20 protein-coding genes are annotated in these 18,419 nt (G+C 61.6%); 10 read left to right on the top strand and 10 right to left on the bottom strand.

All coding sequences use genetic code 11. The features are described from left to right. Positions 1-3 precede the first annotated feature (3 nt). The 9 genes from NKI37_RS04315 to NKI37_RS04275 form a co-directional block, all read right to left on the bottom strand. Positions 4-987 carry an ABC transporter ATP-binding protein gene (locus NKI37_RS04315; RefSeq protein ID WP_031198285.1) on the bottom strand — a complete coding sequence of 328 codons (984 nt, stop codon included), beginning with the start codon at positions 985-987 and terminating at the stop codon, positions 4-6. Beyond that, positions 980-1,990 (bottom strand): ABC transporter ATP-binding protein, encoded by a 1,011-nt coding sequence (locus NKI37_RS04310; protein ID WP_023725080.1) that lies wholly within the window; start codon positions 1,988-1,990, stop codon positions 980-982. The genes NKI37_RS04315 and NKI37_RS04310 overlap by 8 nt, the downstream gene beginning before the upstream one ends. Continuing rightward, positions 1,987-2,898 (bottom strand): ABC transporter permease, encoded by a 912-nt coding sequence (locus tag NKI37_RS04305; RefSeq protein ID WP_023669882.1) that lies wholly within the window; start codon positions 2,896-2,898, stop codon positions 1,987-1,989. Before NKI37_RS04305 ends, NKI37_RS04310 begins: the two co-directional genes overlap by 4 nt. Positions 2,899-2,902: 4 nt before the next feature. After that, positions 2,903-3,844: an ABC transporter permease gene (locus NKI37_RS04300; protein ID WP_023703912.1), complete on the bottom strand. Its 942-nt coding sequence runs from the start codon at positions 3,842-3,844 to the stop codon at positions 2,903-2,905. Positions 3,845-3,872: 28 nt separating this feature from the next. Beyond that, entirely contained in the window at positions 3,873-5,435 is a 1,563-nt protein-coding gene (locus tag NKI37_RS04295; protein WP_023713971.1) for an ABC transporter substrate-binding protein, read from the bottom strand. 130 nt (positions 5,436-5,565) lie between these two features. After that, on the bottom strand, positions 5,566-6,006 hold the full coding sequence (locus NKI37_RS04290) for a YqaA family protein (RefSeq protein WP_031197584.1): 441 nt from the start codon (positions 6,004-6,006) through the stop codon (positions 5,566-5,568). A gap of 9 nt (positions 6,007-6,015) precedes the next feature. Continuing rightward, positions 6,016-7,338 (bottom strand): MFS transporter, encoded by a 1,323-nt coding sequence (locus tag NKI37_RS04285; protein WP_023669878.1) that lies wholly within the window; start codon positions 7,336-7,338, stop codon positions 6,016-6,018. A gap of 64 nt (positions 7,339-7,402) precedes the next feature. Continuing rightward, positions 7,403-8,743 carry a cation diffusion facilitator family transporter gene (locus NKI37_RS04280; RefSeq protein ID WP_023713973.1) on the bottom strand — a complete coding sequence of 447 codons (1,341 nt, stop codon included), beginning with the start codon at positions 8,741-8,743 and terminating at the stop codon, positions 7,403-7,405. 8 nt (positions 8,744-8,751) lie between these two features. Further along, entirely contained in the window at positions 8,752-9,033 is a 282-nt protein-coding gene (locus NKI37_RS04275; protein ID WP_023669876.1) for a metal-sensing transcriptional repressor, read from the bottom strand. Positions 9,034-9,137: 104 nt separating this feature from the next. Here NKI37_RS04275 and NKI37_RS04270 point away from each other — a divergent pair, with 104 nt between their 5' ends. The 3 genes from NKI37_RS04270 to NKI37_RS04260 are packed head-to-tail and all read left to right on the top strand — an operon-like array spanning position 9,138 to position 10,992. Then, complete coding sequence (locus NKI37_RS04270) at positions 9,138-9,527, top strand: hypothetical protein (protein ID WP_023696825.1); 390 nt, start codon at positions 9,138-9,140, stop codon at positions 9,525-9,527. 48 nt (positions 9,528-9,575) lie between these two features. After that, complete coding sequence (locus tag NKI37_RS04265) at positions 9,576-10,310, top strand: HupE/UreJ family protein (RefSeq protein WP_023713974.1); 735 nt, start codon at positions 9,576-9,578, stop codon at positions 10,308-10,310. A 34-nt stretch (positions 10,311-10,344) separates the two neighbouring features. After that, on the top strand, positions 10,345-10,992 hold the full coding sequence (locus tag NKI37_RS04260; RefSeq protein WP_023669873.1) for a hypothetical protein: 648 nt from the start codon (positions 10,345-10,347) through the stop codon (positions 10,990-10,992). Between the two features lie 210 nt (positions 10,993-11,202). On the opposite strand, the gene NKI37_RS04255 is transcribed toward NKI37_RS04260, so the two are convergent. Further along, entirely contained in the window at positions 11,203-12,273 is a 1,071-nt protein-coding gene (locus NKI37_RS04255; RefSeq protein WP_031207870.1) for an NAD/NADP octopine/nopaline dehydrogenase family protein, read from the bottom strand. Between the two features lie 231 nt (positions 12,274-12,504). On the opposite strand from NKI37_RS04255, the gene NKI37_RS04250 reads away from it, so the two are divergent. The 7 genes from NKI37_RS04250 to NKI37_RS04220 all read left to right on the top strand — a co-directional run bounded on the left by NKI37_RS04250 (position 12,505) and on the right by NKI37_RS04220 (position 18,415). After that, positions 12,505-13,476 (top strand): LysR family transcriptional regulator, encoded by a 972-nt coding sequence (locus NKI37_RS04250; RefSeq protein WP_023669872.1) that lies wholly within the window; start codon positions 12,505-12,507, stop codon positions 13,474-13,476. After that, positions 13,473-14,942, top strand: a complete 1,470-nt coding sequence (locus NKI37_RS04245) for an NAD(P)-binding domain-containing protein (RefSeq protein WP_023669871.1) — start codon at positions 13,473-13,475, stop codon at positions 14,940-14,942. The genes NKI37_RS04250 and NKI37_RS04245 overlap by 4 nt, the downstream gene beginning before the upstream one ends. Beyond that, a complete protein-coding gene (locus NKI37_RS04240; protein ID WP_023669870.1) occupies positions 14,939-15,421 on the top strand; it encodes a CMD domain-containing protein in 483 nt (160 codons plus the stop codon). Before NKI37_RS04245 ends, NKI37_RS04240 begins: the two co-directional genes overlap by 4 nt. Next, positions 15,418-15,981: a peroxidase-related enzyme gene (locus NKI37_RS04235; RefSeq protein ID WP_023669869.1), complete on the top strand. Its 564-nt coding sequence runs from the start codon at positions 15,418-15,420 to the stop codon at positions 15,979-15,981. Before NKI37_RS04240 ends, NKI37_RS04235 begins: the two co-directional genes overlap by 4 nt. A 57-nt stretch (positions 15,982-16,038) precedes the next feature. Next, entirely contained in the window at positions 16,039-16,779 is a 741-nt protein-coding gene (locus NKI37_RS04230) for an amino acid ABC transporter ATP-binding protein (RefSeq protein ID WP_023669868.1), read from the top strand. Between the two features lie 24 nt (positions 16,780-16,803). Then, entirely contained in the window at positions 16,804-17,631 is an 828-nt protein-coding gene (locus tag NKI37_RS04225) for a transporter substrate-binding domain-containing protein (RefSeq protein WP_023669867.1), read from the top strand. 67 nt (positions 17,632-17,698) lie between these two features. Continuing rightward, positions 17,699-18,415, top strand: coding sequence for an amino acid ABC transporter permease (locus tag NKI37_RS04220; protein WP_023669866.1), 717 nt, complete (start codon positions 17,699-17,701; stop codon positions 18,413-18,415). The last annotated feature ends 4 nt before the right edge of the window (positions 18,416-18,419 follow it).

The following is an 18,419-nucleotide window of genomic DNA, read 5'->3' as shown; positions in this document are numbered from 1 at the left end:
CACTCAAATCACCGGCCGCCGCTCGCCGTCGGCCAGGTGGCAGGCCGCGACCCCGCCATGCGGCACCGAGCGCAACATCGGCTCCTCGGTCCGGCAGACATCGATCGCCACAGGACAGCGGGTGTTGAAGCGGCATCCCGGTGGCGGCGCGCTGGGGCTTGGAGGGTCGCCCGCGAGGATGATTCGGCGACGGCCGGCCTCGATACGAGGATCCGGCGAAGGAACCGCCGAAAGCAGTGCCTGGCTGTAGGGATGGGCCGGCTCGCGAAACAGCGGCCGCGTCACGCCGGCTTCCGCGATGCGGCCAAGATACATCACCGTCACGTTTGAGCAGACCTCGCGCACGATCGCCAGGTCATGCGCAACGATGACGATGGTAAGGCCAAGCTGTTTCTGCAATGATGTGAACAGGTTGACGATCTGCGCCCGGATCGAAACGTCAAGCGCGCTGAGCGGTTCGTCGCAAACCAGGATCGATGGCTTCAGCGCAAGCGCGCGAGCGATCGAAACGCGCTGGCGCTGGCCGCCGGAAAGCGAACGCGGCAGGCGGTCGAGCACGGTCGCTGGCAGCGCCACCAGATCCAGCAGCTCGCCGATACGGCGCCGGCGCTCGGCCGAAGATCCGAGGCGATGGATCTGCAGCGGCTCTTCCAGCGTCTGGTAGACGGTCTGGCGACGGCTCATCGAGCCCAGCGGATCCTGGAAGACGAACTGGACCTCGCGGCTGAACGATTTGCGGTCCGACTTCAGCCACTGGGCGCGATCCCGCCCCGAGATCAGCACCGTACCCTCAGTCTCCTTCTGCAGGCCGACGACGCTGCGAGCCAGCGTGGTCTTGCCACAACCGGATTCGCCAACGATGCCATGGAAGGCACCACGCGGAATGGTCAGGTTGATGCCGTCGACCGCCCGCACGGCGCCTGTGCCGGAGCGGTTGGCGAAATGGACCTTCAGGCCCTTGACCTCAATCGCCGCAATGTCAGCCATGGACCGCTATCCCTTCCCGCCTCAGCACCACCGGGCATCCCACCTTGTGCGGCGTCCCGCCCGTCGAGATCGTCTGGAGCGGCGGCCGATGCACGTGGCATTCGGGCTCAACCAGTTCGCAGCGGGCGGCGAAACGGCAGCCCGGCTCCAGCCTGATCTGGTTCGGCGGCAAACCTGGTATTTCCTTGGTCGCGGCGCGTTCGTCGGCGCGGAAATCCGGTACAGAGGCAAGCAGCCCGCGTGTATAGGGATGCGTCGGCCGCGTCAGCACATCCATCGCGGTCCCCTCCTCCGCCACCTGCCCGGCATAGAGCACCATGACCCGGTCCGCGACCGAGGCGACGACGCCGATGTCGTGCGTGATCAGCACGACCGCGATGCCTTCCTCGCGCTGGATCTGGCGGATGAGCTCCAGGATCTGCGCCTGCACCGTGGCGTCCAGCGCAGTGGTCGGCTCGTCGGCGATCAGCACGCGCGGCCGGCTTGCCAGGGCCAGTGCGATCATGGCGCGCTGCAGCATGCCGCCAGACATTTCATGCGGATAGCGATCGTAGCGGTCTTCCGGGTCAGGGATGCCGGTGCGGGCGAGCAGCGAGACCGCTTCCTTGCGGGCATCCGCATGCGAGAGATTGGCAAAGCGGCGCGCCTGGCGCGCCAGTTGCGGTCCGATCTTCAGCATCGGGTTCAGCGCGCTCATCGGGTCCTGGAAAATGACGCCGAAATAGCGGCCGCGAAGGTCAGACAAGCGCCTGGACTCCATTCCGACCAGTTCGCTCGCTTCGGCTCGGGCCGATCCCTTGATGTCGACGGTGACGCCCTCGGGCAGCAGGCCGAGCGGCCCAAGCGTCATGACAGTCTTGCCCGAACCGCTCTCGCCGACGACGGCGACTGTCTCGCCGGGACGGACGTTGAACGACACCCCATCGACCGCGCGCACGGAAACGGTCGTGGCGTAGAGATCAATGACCATGTTTTCTATGGAGTAGATCGGCTCGTCGCTCATGGCGCGGCTGTTCCCGTTTCGACGGCGTTCCGCTCCGCTTCCTCAACGGCGCGCGCCTTGCGACGCTTGCGCAGCAAACCGCCGCGCACCGGCCTCGGCACCTTTTGCAACGCGAAGGTCTCGCCCAGCAGATTGAAGCTGACCACCACCAAAGTGAGCGCAAGGCCCGGAAGGACGACCAGCCTCGGGTATTCCTCAATGTAGCTCATGCCGTCGACCAGCATCTGGCCCCATTCCGGCGCCGGCGGCGCGACGCCCAGGCCGAGGAAGCTCAGCGTCGCGATGGCCAGGACAAGGGCGCCAGCATCGGCGCTGGCATAGACCACGACGAGGGCCAGGACATGCGGCAGGATATGGCGCACAAAGATCCACAGATGGCTGGCGCCCATCACCCTTGCCGCTTCGATATAGGGCTGTTGCAATTCGGCGGTGACCACGGCGCGGCTCATGCGGGCATAGTTCGCCCACCACGCCAGCGTCAGCGCCGTGATCATCGACCAGTAGCCGGTGCCGAGAATGCCGATCAGCGCCAGCGCGATCACCAAGCTTGGCAGCGCCAGCGCGATGTCGATGAGGCTGATCAACACCAGCTCGACGCGCCCGCCGACATAACCGGCGAACGAACCGATGCTGACGCCGATGGCAAGTGCGGCCACCAGCACGATCACCATCGCCACCAGCGATATGCGGGCGCCGCCGATGATGCGGCTCAGAATATCGCGGCCGAGATAGTCGGTGCCCAGCCAGTGAGCCCAGCTCGGTCCCGCAAGCGTGACGTCGTAGTCTTGCGCGCCGGGATCGTAAGGCATGATCGAGGGACCGAGCACACCGACCGCGACAAAGAAGACGACTGGCAGCAGCACCAGCCAGGGCCAGTCCTTCATGCTCCTGAACAAGGAAGTGTTCATCGGATCAAGCTCCTCTCGCCCTACGCATGCGCGGGTCGACAAACATGCAGATCACGTCAACCATCAGGTTGACGACAACGAAGAACACCACGAACAGCAACAGAACCGACTGCATGCCGACGAAGTCGCGGAAGCGGATTGCATCGATAAAGAAGGCGCCGACGCCGCGCAGCGCAAACACCGTTTCAACCACGATCGAACCGATGATCATCAGCGTGAACTGGGCGCCGAAGGTGGTCAGGAACGGGATGGCGATGTTGGGCAGAGCCTCGCGCATCAGCACCTGTGTCCTCGTGTAGCCCTTCGCGAAGCCCGTCGTGGCGAAGGGTCGCGACATGGCCTCCTGGAGGTTGACGCGGACGACGCGGCTCAGCACCGATGCCGGAAACAGGGCGATTGTCACCCACGGCAAGAGCCACGAGGTGAAGCCGCTGACGCCGAAGGTGGGCAGCCAGCCCAGCATCACCGAAAAGACGATGACCAGCAGCGCCGCCACGAAGAAGTTCGGCGTCGAGGCGCCGACCAGCGAGAAGGCGTGGAGGAACCGGTCCAACGCGCCACCATTGCTGACCGCACCGGCAACGCCGAGCGCCAGCGACAGGAAAAAGGCGAGAATGCCGCCGCCCGCAAGCAGCGCCGCCGTCATCGGGATTCTGGCGGCGAATTCCTGCGCGATCGGCTTGCCGGTGCGCAGCGAGACGCCGAGATCGCCGGTGATAGCGCTGAAAAGCCATCGGCCGTAGCGGACCGGCAGCGGATCATAGAGCCCGAGGTCCTCGCCGATCTTCTTGATCATTTCGGCATCCGCGCCCGGGCCTGCCGCACGCTCGGCCATGAGCGCGGCGACGTTGCCCGGCGCCGCGGCAACCAGGGTAAAGGTCAATGCCGATGCCGCCACGACAAGCAGACAGGCAAGCAACATCCTTCGCAGAATCGTGCGTCTCATCGGAACTCCCCCAGGAGATTCGAGGCGTTCAGGCCTTCAGCGTGATCGCCTTGAACGGCAGGTCGTAGTCCGTCGCGGGAAGCGCGAAGTTCTCGACGCGAGGATTGTGCGCCCACAGCCGCTGGCTGACAACGAGCGGGCAGATCGCCCGGTTGTCGTGCAGCCAGTCGTAGAGCGCCTGCATCTTGGCTTCGCGTTCGTCGCCGCTCGCTTCGAGCGCGGCCTTGACCACGCCATCAAGCTCCGGGGAAACATAGATCTTGCCGTCCGGCCCGCTGTCGGCGGTGGATACGAACGCGTTGCCGAGCGTGCCGTGCGGATCATAGGGCGCGCCATAGGTGGTGAAGAAGGCAAGATCATATTCGAACGCCGGGCGACGGTCGTGCATGGTGGCGTTGTCGACTGACGAGACCTGAACCTGGAAGCCGACCTCGGACAGCTGACCCTGGATCATCTCGGCGATGCGGCGCGAACCCGGCAGCGATTCCTCCGATACGAGGAAATCGATCGCCAGCGGCGCGCCCTCCTTGCTCCAGGCGCCTCCGCTTTCGCTCCAACCGCCATCGGCAAGGATTTTCCTGGCCGCGGCGACGTCGCGTACCGGCACGTTATGCCGCTTGCCCGAGGAAGGCACGTTGGCCGGAAAGAGATCCGCCGCCGGATCTGCGTAGCCTTCGAACAACACCTTGGCGATCGCGGCGCGGTCGACCGAGACATAGATGGCCTCGCGCACGGCCTTGTCGGCCATCATCTTGGCCTTCGGCGAATAACCGAGCAGCATGGTTGCGGTGCCGGCCTCGGCCACCACTTTCATGCCGTCCTTTTCAAGCGCGCGGGCGCGGCGCGGCGACAGCGTCGCCACCCAGTCGCCGCCGATCACGTCGAGGTCGCCGGAACGCAGCGCGTTGGCGCGGGCGAGTTCGTCGGGAACCACCTTCAGTTCCATGCGAGCAAACAGTGGCTTCTCGCCCCAGTATTTGTCGTTGCGCACCAGCACGGTGCCGGAGGAATCGTAGCTTTCGACGATCCACGGTCCGGTGCCGACCGGAGCGGTCTGCTTGCCGCCGGCGTCGACCGCCTTCGGCGACAGGAAGCGCACCGGACGCACTATGGTGAGCTCCAGCAAGGCGGCGGGCACCGGACGCTTTAGCTTGATCGTCAACTTGCTGGGTCCATCGGTGACGATGCTGTCGAATGCGTCGGACACACCGATCCATGAGAAATCCGCGACGCCCAGCCAGCGTTTGAGATTCCATTCGGCGGCGGTCGAATCGAAGGGCGTGCCGTCACTGAAGGCAACACCTTCGCGCAGGTCGAAGGCGATCGAAAGCTGGTCGCCGGCGACAGCCCACTTGGTGGCGAGCCCGGGCTCGAGCGCGCCGTCCTGGCCATAGTGTATGAGGGCGTCGAACACGACCGTGTAGGAACTCAGCGTGGAGACGTTTTGCAGCAGGTCGAGATCGCCGGTTTCGGCGGCAATGGCGACCTTCAACGTTTCATGCCCCTCCGAGTACGCGGCGCGTGGAAACGCGGCAATGAAGGCCAGGCCGGCTGTGGAGGCCAGGAAATTGCGGCGGTCGAGAGTCATCATGTTAGTTCCCCTTTTTGTTTGATTGGCAACGATCATGTGCACGCTTGCTAATTTGTATAGACATAAGACATAAAGTCGGAAAACCGTTTGAGAGTTTTACCCCAGCGACCCACTTGGTCGCGGTTGCGGCCTACAGCCAGTTCAGCGCCGCCGCCGAGAGCGCGAGATAGCGGCCGGCTTTCGCCATCGTGACGATCGCAACGAAGCTCCAGAGCGGCTCGCGCAGAACACCGGCCATCATCGTCAGCGGATCGCCGATGACGGGAACCCAGCTCAGCAACAGGCTCCATCGTCCGCAACGGCGGTAGCGCGCCGCGGCGCGATCGAGCGCAGTGGGCTTGACCGGAAACCATTTGCGGTCGCGAAAGCGGTCGATGCAGCGGCCGAGCAGCCAGTTGACAACCGAACCAAGCACGTTGCCGATCGTCGCGACCAGGATCAGCGCCGCCGGTGACTGGCTTCCGGTCAGCAGCAGGCCGGCCAGCACCGCCTCTGACTGCAGCGGCAGAATTGTCGCTGCGGCGAACGCGGTGAGGAACAGCGCGCCGAAGGCACCAACATCTCCCAGCATTGGGGCCGCTCAGCTCGCTTTCGGCCATTTTGGGTGCCTATCGTTAACGACATAACCATGCGCATGCTCGAAGCCTGCTTCGGTCCAGACGGCGTCCTCGAGGTGCGAATGCCCGTCAGACAGATCGTCATGGGCGTGGCTGAGAACGTCGGGATCGTGACGCGGCCACAACCACATCGCGGCAAAGAGTGCCGCGGCGCCAATGACGCCAAGCAGGATAAAGGTGAAGGGCAGGCCCATCGCCGCGCCGACGAGTCCGGCGATCGGATAGGTGATGAGCCAGCAGGCGTGCGAAAGCGCGAATTGCGCGGCAAACAATGCCGGCCGGTCGACGGGATCGGCCGAGCGCTTGATCAGCCGCCCAGACGGGGTCTGCGCCAGCGAATAGCCGAGCCCGAGCACGAACCAGAGCGGCAAGAGCAGCTGATAGCTGATGGCAAACGGCCCTGCGAACACGCCGGCAACCAGCAGGCCGGCGCCTGACAACATCGCAACCCGATCCGGGATGCCGTCCAGCAGCCGCGGCAGGACCAGCGCCGCGATCATCGAGCCGCCACCGAAGGCGGCAAGGGCAAATGCCGTGTCGCTCTGGGAGAGGTCGAATTTTGCCTGCACCAGGACCACCGTGTTGACGATCACCATGGCGCTGGCCGCCGCGACGGCAAGATTAAGGGCCAGCAAACCGCGCAAACGCGGCGTCGTCAGATAGATGCGGATCCCGCCCGTCGTGCGTTCATAGATGCCGCGCGGCTCGGAGGGCTGCGGGCTGGGCAGCACCACGGAGACGACCAGCGCCGCTGACGCCAGGAACCCGACAACCGTGCCGGCGAACAGGCTATGGAAGCTTATGACCGAAAGCAGCGCCGCCGCGAGGAGGGGGCTGACGACGCTTTCCAGGTCGTAGGCCAGTCGCGAGAGCGACAAGGCCCGTGTGTAGTCCTTCTCTTCGGGCAGCACGTCAGGGATCGAAGCCTGGAAGGTCGGGGTGAAGCCGGCTGACGCCGACTGCAGGATGAAGATGAGAAGATATATCTGCCAGACTTCGGTGACGAAGGGCAGGAATACGGCAACCCCTGCCCTGATGAGGTCGAGCGAAACCAGCATGGTACGGCGTGGTAGGCGCTCGGCGAACGCGGCGGCAACGGGCGCCACGCCGACATAGGCGATCATCTTGATGGCAAGCGCCGTGCCGAGCACCGCGCCGGCATCGGCGCCGGCAAGGTCATAGGCCAGCAGCCCGAGCGCCACGGTGGCAAGGCCAGTGCCAATCAGGGCGATGACCTGGGCCAGGAAAAGATGGCGATAAGTGCGATTGGCAAGGACTTGCAGCATATGTCTGTCTTCTTGGAGGAGCGATGGGTCGTTGATCCGTGGCGATTGAATGGCGGGCCTGATCTCAGTGATGGTGGCCTTCCGGCTCGACCATTTTGAACGGCAGCACCTGCTCGCGACCCTTCGCGGCCAAGACCAGCCTCGCCTGGAACTCATGCGGCTCAGCAGGAGCCACGGTGCTCTCAAGGCGATGATGGTTGTCGGCGATGGGTTCGAGGCGAAGCGTCTCCGGCCCGCCAGGCCTATCGATGATCACCGTTGCCATCAGATCGTCGGCATGCCGGTCGATGGTCAGCCGCATCCGCTCGCCAGCCGGCGTGTCGACGATTTCCAATGTCCCGGCAGCCAGATCGCAGTCGACCTTGAAGGGCTCCGGCGCATGATGACCATGTGAGTGAGAGGGTTCCGTGCCCGTCGCGGCAGACCCGGCCGAACTCTCCAGACGAACATTCGCTTCAGCCAACGCCGGCAAGTGGGCGAACAGTTCCTCCTTGAGGGCTTCGGTGACGCCCATCACGTCCTTGGCCGTCGCCGCGTCGGCGACACTGATGGCGACGTCGGCATGCAGGCGATGGCCGATCCAGCGCGCCTGCACGCTTTGGACACGTTCGATACCGGACACATGCTCGGCGGCATGATGGATTTCATCGACGATGCCGGGCTCGACACCGTCGAGCATGCGCGTGAGGACTGCCTTCGAAGACTGCCAGACGATCGCGAAGATGGCCACCGTGATCAAGAGCCCGATGATCGGATCGGCCAGCGGAAACCCCAGCCATACGCCGATAGCACCCAGCACAACCGCCAGACTGGTAAAGCCGTCGGTGCGCGCATGGTAGCCGTCGGCGATCAGCGCCGCGCTGTTGATCTCGCGGCCGACCCGGATACGGAACACTGCAACGGCCTCGTTGCCTAAGAAACCTATAATGCCGGCTATGGCGACCCAGCCAAGAAATGCGATCGGCTGCGGATTGATCAACCGGTCGATCGCCTCGTAGCCGGCAACGATGGCGCTGAACAAGATGATGAGGACAATCAGAATGCCGGCCAGATCTTCGACGCGACCCAGCCCGTAGGTGAACGTCTTGCTCGGTTTGCGACGGGCCAGCATGAAGGCGACCCACAATGGGATGGCGGTGACCGCGTCGCCGACATTGTGGATCGTGTCGGCCAGCAGCGCCACGCTGCCGGAGAGGAACACAACCACCAACTGCAGCGCCGCCGTGATGGCCAGAACGACGAATGACCATTTAATCGCCCAGATGCCGCGCGTCGTCGTGGCGATCGTCGGGTCGATGACGCCATGCGTGTGGCCATGGCCGCCCTCGCCGTGATCATGTCCGTGGCCGCCCATGCCTTGCGTCATCGGGCCGAACCCGAACCAATCGCGAACTTTGTCCATCATGGCGCTTCTCACAGGTACTTGGTGATATCCTTGAACTCGTCGATCGAGCGGCGCTGCTCGAGCGCCAGCGGTCCGACGACGTCTTCAAGGCAGTGGTTGAGGTGGTCCTGGATCAGCGTCTTCTTGGCCTGGGCGATGGCCTTCTCCACGGCATGAAGTTGCTGGGCGATGTCGAGGCACGGTCGCCCGGCCTCGATCATCTCGACGATCCCGCGCAGATGGCCGTCGGCGCGCTTCAGCCGCTTGATGATGGCAGGATGGGTTTCGTGGACGTGGGGACGCTCATTCATGCCCTTGATGCTATCCCCCCCGAGAGGATATTCCAAGCCTCAAAGTGGCCTCGATTCTGGTGCATGCCACCATTCGTTAGGATTTTAGAGAATAATCGTTAAGCATGCCGAATTGGATCCCTAGCACAGCCTTTCGTCTCATCGTCGCGTTCGCGATGACTCTCGGCGTGCTGCTCTCCCCAGTGGGTAGTTCGGCCTCGCATAGCCCGATTGCGCTCGCTGCCGCCGAGGCAGCGCGTCACGCAGAGCTGACAGCACAGATCGGAAAACACGGCCACAGCCATGACGATGGCGAAGCCGATGAGCAGAGCTTTGGTCATACCCACGGCCACAATCCGGCCGACCACACCCATGAAACGGCGAGCACGCTTCCGGGCTTCGCGCAGCCAGCACCGCCGATAGGCCGGAGCTGGCTGGTTTACCCGCCTTCGTTTGCCGACCTAGAAATCCGTTTCCGGCTTGAGCGCCCTCCCAGGCAGATCGTCATCGCATGATCGCGGCCGCACGCGCGGCCATCCTCAACGACGACGATTGGAATTCTCATGCAAGGATCCTTCTACAAGGGTCCGCCACGCACGCCTTGCGCGCGCTGGCGGTTTGCCCTTCCTGTGCTCATTGCTCTCCTGACCCTCCCATTGCTTGGGTGGACTGCCCTCGCCCATGCCGTTGCCGAAGGCGACAAGGGCTATATCCAGGAGATCACGGGCATCAATCTGCTGCCCTTCATCTATCTCGGCGCCAAGCACATGGTGACGGGATACGACCACGTCCTGTTCCTGTTCGGCGTGATCTTCTTCCTCTACCGGATGAAGCACATTGGCATCTATGTGAGCCTGTTCGCGCTCGGCCATTCCACGACCATGCTGCTTGGCGTCTATTTCAACGTTGGCATCAACAGCTACATCATCGACGCGATCATCGGCCTGTCGGTCGTCTACAAGGCGCTCGACAATATGGGTGCCTTCCAGAGGTGGCTCGGCTTCCAGCCGAACACCAAGATCGCGACGCTGATCTTCGGCTTTTTCCACGGCTTCGGCCTGTCGACGAAGATCATCGAATACAACATCTCGCCCGACGGGCTCGTGCCCAACCTACTTGCCTTCAACGTCGGCGTTGAGGTCGGTCAGCTTCTGGCGCTCGCTGCTATCCTTATCGTCATGGGCTACTGGCGCCGGACCGACAGTTTCTGGCGCCACGCATACACCGCCAACACCATCATGATGACCGCCGGGTTTGTGCTGATCGGCTATCAACTCACCGGCTGGGTCGTCTCCTGAACCTCCAAGTAAAGATCAAAAAAGGAATTCTCCCATGTACAACACAGACATCCCGACCCGCGCTGAACTGCCGACATCCATGCAGCTCCTCCGATCTACCCTCATCGCCATTGTCGCGGCAGCGGCCATCCTTGTGACCATCGTGCTGCCGGCCGAATACGCCATCGATCCCACCGGCGTTGGGCGAGCGCTCGAGCTCACCGAGATGGGCGAGATCAAGACACAACTCGCCGAAGAGGCCGAGCAAGACCGCCTTCGCGAATTGCAAAACGGCACGCCGACCGCAGTGCCAGGCCAAGATCAGCAGTCGAGTCTTCTGGAGCGCGTCTTCGCTGAACTGGTGATTGGTTCCGCCTCTGCCCAGGAACTGCGGACGGACGAAATGTCGGTCACCCTCAAGCCCGGCGAAGGAGCTGAGATCAAGCTCGTCATGGCCAAGGGCGCAAAGGCAAACTACTCTTGGACAGCCAATGGCGCGGCGGTGAACTTCGACACCCATGGTGACGGCGGCGGCGAAAACATCTCATACGAGAAGGGACGCGGTGCTGCAGAGGACGAGGGCGTACTTGAGGCAGCCTTTGACGGCAATCACGGTTGGTTCTGGCGCAACCGCACCGGTGCCGACGTCACCGTGACGCTGAAGACGAATGGCGCGTACACCGACATCAAACGCATGATGTGATCGATACGGCACGTCTTATCCGGCGCCGTTTGGCGCCGGGGGAGATCAAGCAGGTGAAATAGCCAACTCGGACCAACACAGTTTGATAATATCCAACCTGTGTTGGTCCCCTTCGGATGTCGTTGGTTAGAATCAGCTCGCAATGATGTAACAGGAGCGTCGCGCTAGCTTCCTCAAAGCGTAATCACGCCGCATTGGCCGCGAGCGCGCTCAAAACCCCTTGCGGCAAAGGGCTTCAAGATCCGTCTTTGTCATGTTCTCGATGCCGAGCCCAGGAAGAATATCATTATCTCCCTTGAGATCCCGGCCATAAGCCGCCGACAATATGGAAATTCCGGATTCATGGAGAACCGCCGGATTTCCGCTGATCTTCCCCAGGACTGCGGTTGGTAACAGGCCGAACGGAACGTCCTCGAGAATATAGCGGCTCTCGATAGTCGTCGGGCCAAAGCCGCCACGACCTTGGCGATCCATCTCCAGGTTCATTTCCGAAACGGTGCTCATGGGGACGTGGAACGACAATGAAAAATGTTCCTGGACGGTACGAACCGCGATACCGAAATTGCCAGCTATGGCCAATCGTTCGGCATCCAGAGCCTCGATGAAGCGACCAACGGCAGGAGTGACATTTCCCCCCTGGCTCCATCGCTCGGCCCTCTCCATTCGTGTGAGATTGAGAAGGGCAATTCCCAGATGGTTCTGCGGATTGAGGTTGCTGAGCGCAATTGCCAGCAGACCATCGCGCTTGACGAAACGATCGCCGAACAAGGCCGTGCAAAGCTTGTACCCTTGATCGAGCGCATCGAAAGGCAGCGTCGCAACATCAAGCTTCTGGCGAATGGAAGTGACCTGGACTTCTGTTGGTCCGAGCTGGCGGCCGGTCAAGAGCGTTGTGCCCCAAACGACGATCGGCAACCTGACCTTGCGCTCGGCTAACCGCTTGGAGAGATACAGCGCGCCGAACGAACTGTGCGAACTGACGATGACAGGAATACCATCTGCCAGGTGAGGGACCGCGGCATCCATCACCATCTTGTGGCCGTAAGCGGGAAGCGCGATCACCACCACATCCGCGTGATCGATGGCATCTTTACAATCATTGGCAATACGCACCGGCACCGTCGCCTCGATATCCCCCGTCGCCTTCAATAATTCGCCAGTCGCCAACGTTCTGGTGCGGTCTCCCGACGGTGACCAAAGTGTTGGCGTATGTCCCGATTGTGCCAAATAGGCCGCAAGGCCATAGGCAATTGCTCCAGCGCCCAGAATACCCACGCGCATAACATTCCTCCTGTCGCCGGCTTTATGGTTCGAGAATCCTTGCCGTCCCCGCCTACAAGTTTTTTCATCGGGAGGATCCGAATTGAAGTCACGTCGGTTGCCATCAGCCGTTTCGATCAGGACTCCGGCTCTGAGCCGGCAAACGCCGCAACGACTATTAGTTTCCGCTTGACATATATCAAAAATGAATGAGACGATGTCAATCATACGAATTACGCATGTAGGGAGAACATGGAAACCCGGGACCTTCAGACCTTCCTTGCGGTTGCTGCCAGCGGCAGCATCACCAAGGCGGCTGACATGCTCGGGCGTTCCCAACCTTCGGTGACACGCACCATTCAGGAGCTCGAGGCCGAACTTGGCTTCGAATTGCTGCATCGGATCGGTCGACGGGTGCAGCTGTCTGAAGAGGGTGTCGCATTCGAGGAGGAAGCGCGGCGATTGTTGATGTCTTTCACCGAACTTGCAGCGCGGGCCAAGATGATCGCCGCCGGCCGTGGGCGGATCCTGCAGATTGTCACAACCTCCGCGATCGGCACCGGCTTGATCCCGGCGGCCCTGGCCGAGCTCAAGGGTGTCGAGCTTCCGCACGAGACGCATCTCGGGCAGTTTCTTCCCTCGATCGTCGCCCAGGAAGTGCGCAGCGGACGTGCCGAGATCGGGTTTTCAAGCCTGCCGCTCGATACGCCCGGTCTGGATGTCCTACGGCTCTATTCGGCGCCTGATGTTGCTGCCGTGCGGGAGGACGATGCGCTGGCTGAACTTGATGTCATACCGCTTTCGGCTTTTGCGGGTCGTCGCGTGGCTACGTTGCTCAATCCGCTGCGGTTTCAGTTGCATGTCGCCAAGGCACTCGCTGCCCGGGGCATCGACACCGGCCCGGTGATCCGGACCAATACTGCCTACGGCGCGTTGCAGATCGTGCGCCATACTGGTGTCGCGGCCGTCATCGATCCCCTCACGGCCTATGGCGTCGCCCTGCCTGGGGTCGTCATTCGCCCGATCGATGTAACCGTTCTCTTTTATTGGGGCGTTGTGGCTGCCTCAAAACGTCCCCTTCGCCCAGTCGCGCAGGCGCTGATGGATGCGGTCGAAGCGGTGGCTGAACGGTCGATCGTCGGTTTCAAGAAGCTCGATCCAGCTTTGGCCAGCCAATTGGTGAACGATCCCGCGTCGGGCACAAATAACGGAACTGGAATATGAAGCATACTCCCACCCCGGCAGCATCGACGGGCCTTGCCGCGTTGGAAGCCCAGCTTGCGCAGGATCTCGACTTTGTCGAGCTGCCCGCCAAGCCCTGGGTCCCCACACGCATGCATGAGGGCGCCCCGGTCCGTGATGTCGTGGTCATTGGCGCTGGCATGTGCGGACTTGCTGCCACGGCAAAGCTGGTGCTGGCAGGGATCACCAATGTCGTCGCCTATGATGCGGCGCCGGCTGGGCTCGAAGGACCGTGGATAACGTTTGCCCGCATGCAAACACTCCGGTCGCCGAAGACCCTGCACGGTCCGTCGCTCGGCTTGCCGCAATTGACGTTCCGCGCCTGGTTCACGGCGCAATGGGGCGTCGACGCCTGGCGGTCGCTGGACAAAATCCCCAAGGGCCAGTGGATGGATTACCTGGTCTGGTACCGCAAGGTTCTTGCTCTGCCTGTGCGCAACGGCGTGCGCATGACCGGCGTCGCACCGGTTGGTGATCTGATTGCGATCGATATCGAAGGCGCGGAATCCGGCCGGGTTCTCACCCGTCATCTCGTTCTGGCCACCGGCCGCTCTGGTCTGGGCGGTTTTGCCGTGCCCGATTTCCTCAGGGGCATCGATCGCGCTTATTGGGCCCATTCTGCGGACGAGATCGATTTCGACGCGCTGCAAGGTAAGCGTGTGGCGGTCATCGGCGCCGGTGCCTCGTCCATGGACAATGCCGCAACCGCACTCGAGGCGGGCGCCGGATCTGTGGACATGTTGATCCGGCGCAAGGAAATGCCGCGCATCAACAAGCTGACCGGAATCGGCAGTCCGGGTGTTGTACTCGGCATGCATCAATTGCCCGATGCCTGGAAGTGGAAGTTCTTCGACTACACCGCCTCAACCCAGACGCCGCCGCCGCGTTCATCGACGCTTCGCGTTTCTCGCCACCCCAATGCCCGGTTCTTTCTCGACTGCGGCATCGTCGCGGTCACGGAAGATGCGGGAGGCCTGCTTATCGAAACCACCCAGGGGCTGATGCGCTACGACTTCCTGATCGCGGCAACCGGCTTTTCAAACGACTTCAACGGCCGCCCGGAATTTGCAGCCATCGCGCCACATATCCGCACCTGGTCGGATGGCCGATATACACCGGACATGGGGCCGGCGCGTGCAGGCATGTCCGATGCACCGGACCTAGGTCCCGCCTTCGAGTTTCGTGAGCGCGTCCCCGGCTCCTGCCCGATGCTGTCGCATATCCACTGCTTCAACGACGCCGCCATGCTGACGCACGGCAAGGTCTCCGGTGATATCCCAGCCGTCAGCGCGGGTGCCGACCGTTTGGTCCGCGGCATTGCCGCATCGCTGTTTGCCGAAGATGTCGAAACCCACTTCGCCAACCTGATCGCTTACGACACGCCCGAACTTCTGGGCGACGAATGGGTCGATTCAACACCCTTGTTGGAGAAGGAGGCCGCGCTGTGATCGACGCAATGGACAAGGCCGCCGGTCTATCACCGCACGATGCGCTTTTCAGCGCGCGTCGGTTTCGGCCTGAATTCGTGCTGGGGGCCGAGGAATGTCGCCTCTCCGTCCTGCAGCCAGCAAACGACCAAGGGCTTGCGCCTAATTTGCGGGTTGCTCTGGCCCGTCGCATGGCCGCTCTGAATGCCGATCCGGTCCTGATGGCCGAATTTGATGTGCAGCTGGCTCAGCTCGATCCGACTGAGCAGCTTCTGGCCTTAGCCCAGGGGGAAACGGATTTGGAAGAGCCATTGGCGACCATCGCACGTCATGTGGACCTGATTACGCTGACACCGAAAAAGGCGGAAGCGGGCCACATCGCCCTGCTCGCCCAAGCTGGATTGAACAATCCTCAGATCGTCGCCCTTTCCGAGCTCATCGCCTTCGTCAATTTCCAGACGCGGGTGGCAACCGGCCTGCGATTGTTGAGGACGGCATGATTTCCGCGGTGCGCCTGAAGCCATTGAATTGGCATCCGTACATAGCGCCGGTCGAGCTATCCGAGGCCACGCCGGAACAGCTTGAAGCGATGAAGGTCACGCCATCAGCCAAGAAAGTTTCGGAATATGTGCGCACCCTTGCGCATGACCCTGAGAGCTACCTTGCCCGCACCATCTTGTTCAACGCCATCATGTATGTCGAAGGCGGGCTTGCCCGCCCTGACCGCGAGCTTGGTGCATTAGGTGCGTCCATCGTCAATGGCTGCAAATTCTGCGCCGTTGTTCACGCCCGCAGGCATGCAGAGCTGACCAAGAACGACGAAGTGGTCACCGCGCTCTATCTCGATAAACCTGAAGCGCTCGGCCCACGCGATGCGGCAATCTACAGTTTTGCCCGCCGCCTGTCGGCGGCCCCGTCGGAAGCGACGGCAGACGATATCGCCGCGCTTCGATCAGTCGGCATGGACGACCGCGAGATTATCGACCTGATCCACGCCATATCGATCTTCGGCTGGGCAAACCGGCTGATGCACGTTCTCGGCCATGCGGAGAGCGGGTGATGATGTCGCATGCGGTCGAAGCAGTCCGTCTCACACTTTCCGAAGGGACAACCAGCAATGCTTGAACTCAAAGATGTAAAGCTGTCTTACGGAAGCACGCAGGTTCTGAACGGCGTCAATCTCTCGGTAAAGCGGGGTGACGTGGTTTCGATCATCGGCCCCAGCGGCACCGGCAAGACCACGTTGCTGAAATGCATCAACTACCTGGCCAAGCCGTCGTCAGGAACCATCGCGTTCGATCAGATCCGGATGGATTACCAGCGTGCCGACAAGGTCGCTGTCCAGGCGATCCGGTTGCGAACGGCGATGGTCTTTCAACAATTCAACGTCTTCAAGAACATGACGGTCCTGCAGAACGTGATGGATCCACTGGTCGTCGTGCAGCGCAAGTCCGCGGACGAGGCGCGGGAGATCGCCTTGCGGGAGCTCGAGCGGGTCGGCCTCACCCCGAAGCGAGACAGCTATCCCTCCCAACTGTCGGGCGGCCAGCTCCAGCGCACCGGCATTGCGCGCGCCCTGGCAGTTCGTCCCGACGTGATACTCTTCGATGAGCCTACGTCATCGCTGGATCCAGAACTCGTCGGTGAAGTCCTGAAGGTGATCAAGGACGTCACCTCGTCAGGGATCACTTCGCTGCTTGTGACCCACGAGATGCAATTCGCAAGGAACATCTCCAACCGGATCGTCTTCATGGACCGTGGCGTGGTCGCCGCCGATGGCAGCCCGGCTGATATCTTCGACGCGCCTTCCAGCCCACGACTTGCTCAATTCCTGCAGTCAGAACTCGCTTTTCAATAATCCAACAACAAGGGAACCTAAGAAATGTCTGTAATCACATCCCGCTTTTCCCGTCGTCATGCCCTGGCTGTCGTCGGCGGCATCGCAATAGCCCTTGCAACCGCAGGAGTCAGTTATGGTCAGACCGTTCGGACAATCAAGATCGCGACGTCTGCCGAATCCAAGCCGCTGGCATGGGGCGCGATCGGCGTCGAGCCGCAAGGCTATGAGCCCGATCTCCTGAGGGCGATCAACGCAAAGCTGCCGCAATACAAGTTCGAGATGGAAGGTGTCTCTGACATCGCGCAGGAAACTGGCCTCGCCACGGGCAAGTACGACATCGCGGTGGGTGGCTACTACAAGTCGCCCGAGCGCTCCAAGCAGTTCTTCATTCCGGAAAATCCCATGGGCGCCAGCCTGATGAAGATCTACAGCAAGAAAGACAGCGGCATCAAGGAAATGAAAGACCTGGTCGGCAAGAGGATCGTTCCGACCACGGCCGGCGGTGGAACCTACAAGTTCATCATGAACTGGCAGAAAGAAAACCCGCAATACAAGCTCGATGTCACGGCATCGAGTGCAGGCATTCCCTACCCGAACCGGCTGGACGAAGTTCAGAACGGCAAGTTCGACGCTCTCGTCTTGCCGTCCAATCTCGGTGAGCAGACCGTCATCGAGCAAAAGAAACTCGATATCGTGGCGTCCGAACCAGTGTTCAGCAACAACACCTACATGCTGATCCACAGATCAGACGAGAACAAGGTTCTGGCTGACGATGTGAACAAGGTTCTCAAGGAATTGAAAGACGACGGCACGATCGAGAAGCTCTCGCAGAAGTGGTTCGGCGAGGGCATCGTCCAGTACATGAAATAGCACGGCCGTTGAGGGCCATATTCGCTAGTCAGCGGCAAGGCTGAATTGCAAGAAGGAGCGTTTCAAAGTGGATGTATCTGCTATGATTCCCGAGTTGCTAACGGCACTGCCGCTGACGCTCGCCATCACGTTTACGGCCCTCATTTCCGGGTTCTGTCTGGCTCTCATCGCGACAACACTCCGTGTTCGCAGGGTGCCACTGATCAGTCACCTGGTGGACCTCTACGTGTCCTATGCCCGGAGCGTTCCTGTCGTCCTGCAGCTGTTCGTCGCGTTTTATGGGCTTCCGCTGTTGGTGATCCTGTTCGGCGCCAAAGATTTTATTTCGCCGACGATGGCTGCCATGGTGGGGTTGAGCCTCTACCATGGAGGATATCTGTCGGAAGTCATGCGGCCTGCATATCTTGCCGTCGATCGCGGCCAGCACGATGCGGCCGATAGCCTTGGATATACGTTCCGGCAGAAAATTACTCGCGTCGTCGGCCCGCAAGGGGTGCACTTCGCACTACCGGGCTACGGGAACTCCGTCATCTACCTGATCCATAACGTTGCGCTGGTCATGTACATCGGCGCCGCCGACGTCATGGCGACTGCGCATTTGATCATGGAGCGCGACTACAACCAGTTCCAGTTCGAAACCTACCTCGTCCTGGCGGTCATCTATTCGCTGATGTGCCTGGTCGCATGGCTCATCGTGCGCTTCTTCGAGCTTCGATCACCGATGCAAGCGCCAGAGGCAACGACAACAACTCAGATCAAGAACGAGCTCCTCGCGAGCGTCTGACGTA

The organism is Mesorhizobium sp. M0626 (assembly GCF_040320665.1).
Taxonomy (GTDB): domain Bacteria; phylum Pseudomonadota; class Alphaproteobacteria; order Rhizobiales; family Rhizobiaceae; genus Mesorhizobium.
This window is presented reverse-complemented; position numbering and strand designations above follow the sequence as displayed.

Excerpts from the sequence above, each read along its gene's own strand:
- NKI37_RS04225 (WP_023669867.1), top strand. The coding sequence starts at position 16,804 with ATGTCTGTAATCACATCCCGCTTTTCCCGTCGTCATGCCCTGGCTGTC.
- NKI37_RS04315 (WP_031198285.1), bottom strand. The coding sequence starts at position 987 with ATGGCTGACATTGCGGCGATTGAGGTCAAGGGCCTGAAGGTCCATTTC.
- NKI37_RS04270 (WP_023696825.1), top strand. The coding sequence starts at position 9,138 with ATGCCGAATTGGATCCCTAGCACAGCCTTTCGTCTCATCGTCGCGTTC.
- NKI37_RS04245 (WP_023669871.1), top strand. The coding sequence starts at position 13,473 with ATGAAGCATACTCCCACCCCGGCAGCATCGACGGGCCTTGCCGCGTTG.
- NKI37_RS04310 (WP_023725080.1), bottom strand. The coding sequence starts at position 1,990 with ATGAGCGACGAGCCGATCTACTCCATAGAAAACATGGTCATTGATCTC.
- NKI37_RS04295 (WP_023713971.1), bottom strand. The coding sequence starts at position 5,435 with ATGATGACTCTCGACCGCCGCAATTTCCTGGCCTCCACAGCCGGCCTG.
- NKI37_RS04285 (WP_023669878.1), bottom strand. The coding sequence starts at position 7,338 with ATGCTGCAAGTCCTTGCCAATCGCACTTATCGCCATCTTTTCCTGGCC.
- NKI37_RS04250 (WP_023669872.1), top strand. The coding sequence starts at position 12,505 with ATGGAAACCCGGGACCTTCAGACCTTCCTTGCGGTTGCTGCCAGCGGC.
- NKI37_RS04230 (WP_023669868.1), top strand. The coding sequence starts at position 16,039 with ATGCTTGAACTCAAAGATGTAAAGCTGTCTTACGGAAGCACGCAGGTT.
- NKI37_RS04235 (WP_023669869.1), top strand. The coding sequence starts at position 15,418 with ATGATTTCCGCGGTGCGCCTGAAGCCATTGAATTGGCATCCGTACATA.
- NKI37_RS04265 (WP_023713974.1), top strand. The coding sequence starts at position 9,576 with ATGCAAGGATCCTTCTACAAGGGTCCGCCACGCACGCCTTGCGCGCGC.
- NKI37_RS04255 (WP_031207870.1), bottom strand. The coding sequence starts at position 12,273 with ATGCGCGTGGGTATTCTGGGCGCTGGAGCAATTGCCTATGGCCTTGCG.
- NKI37_RS04275 (WP_023669876.1), bottom strand. The coding sequence starts at position 9,033 with ATGAATGAGCGTCCCCACGTCCACGAAACCCATCCTGCCATCATCAAG.
- NKI37_RS04290 (WP_031197584.1), bottom strand. The coding sequence starts at position 6,006 with ATGCTGGGAGATGTTGGTGCCTTCGGCGCGCTGTTCCTCACCGCGTTC.
- NKI37_RS04260 (WP_023669873.1), top strand. The coding sequence starts at position 10,345 with ATGTACAACACAGACATCCCGACCCGCGCTGAACTGCCGACATCCATG.
- NKI37_RS04305 (WP_023669882.1), bottom strand. The coding sequence starts at position 2,898 with ATGAACACTTCCTTGTTCAGGAGCATGAAGGACTGGCCCTGGCTGGTG.
- NKI37_RS04300 (WP_023703912.1), bottom strand. The coding sequence starts at position 3,844 with ATGAGACGCACGATTCTGCGAAGGATGTTGCTTGCCTGTCTGCTTGTC.
- NKI37_RS04280 (WP_023713973.1), bottom strand. The coding sequence starts at position 8,743 with ATGATGGACAAAGTTCGCGATTGGTTCGGGTTCGGCCCGATGACGCAA.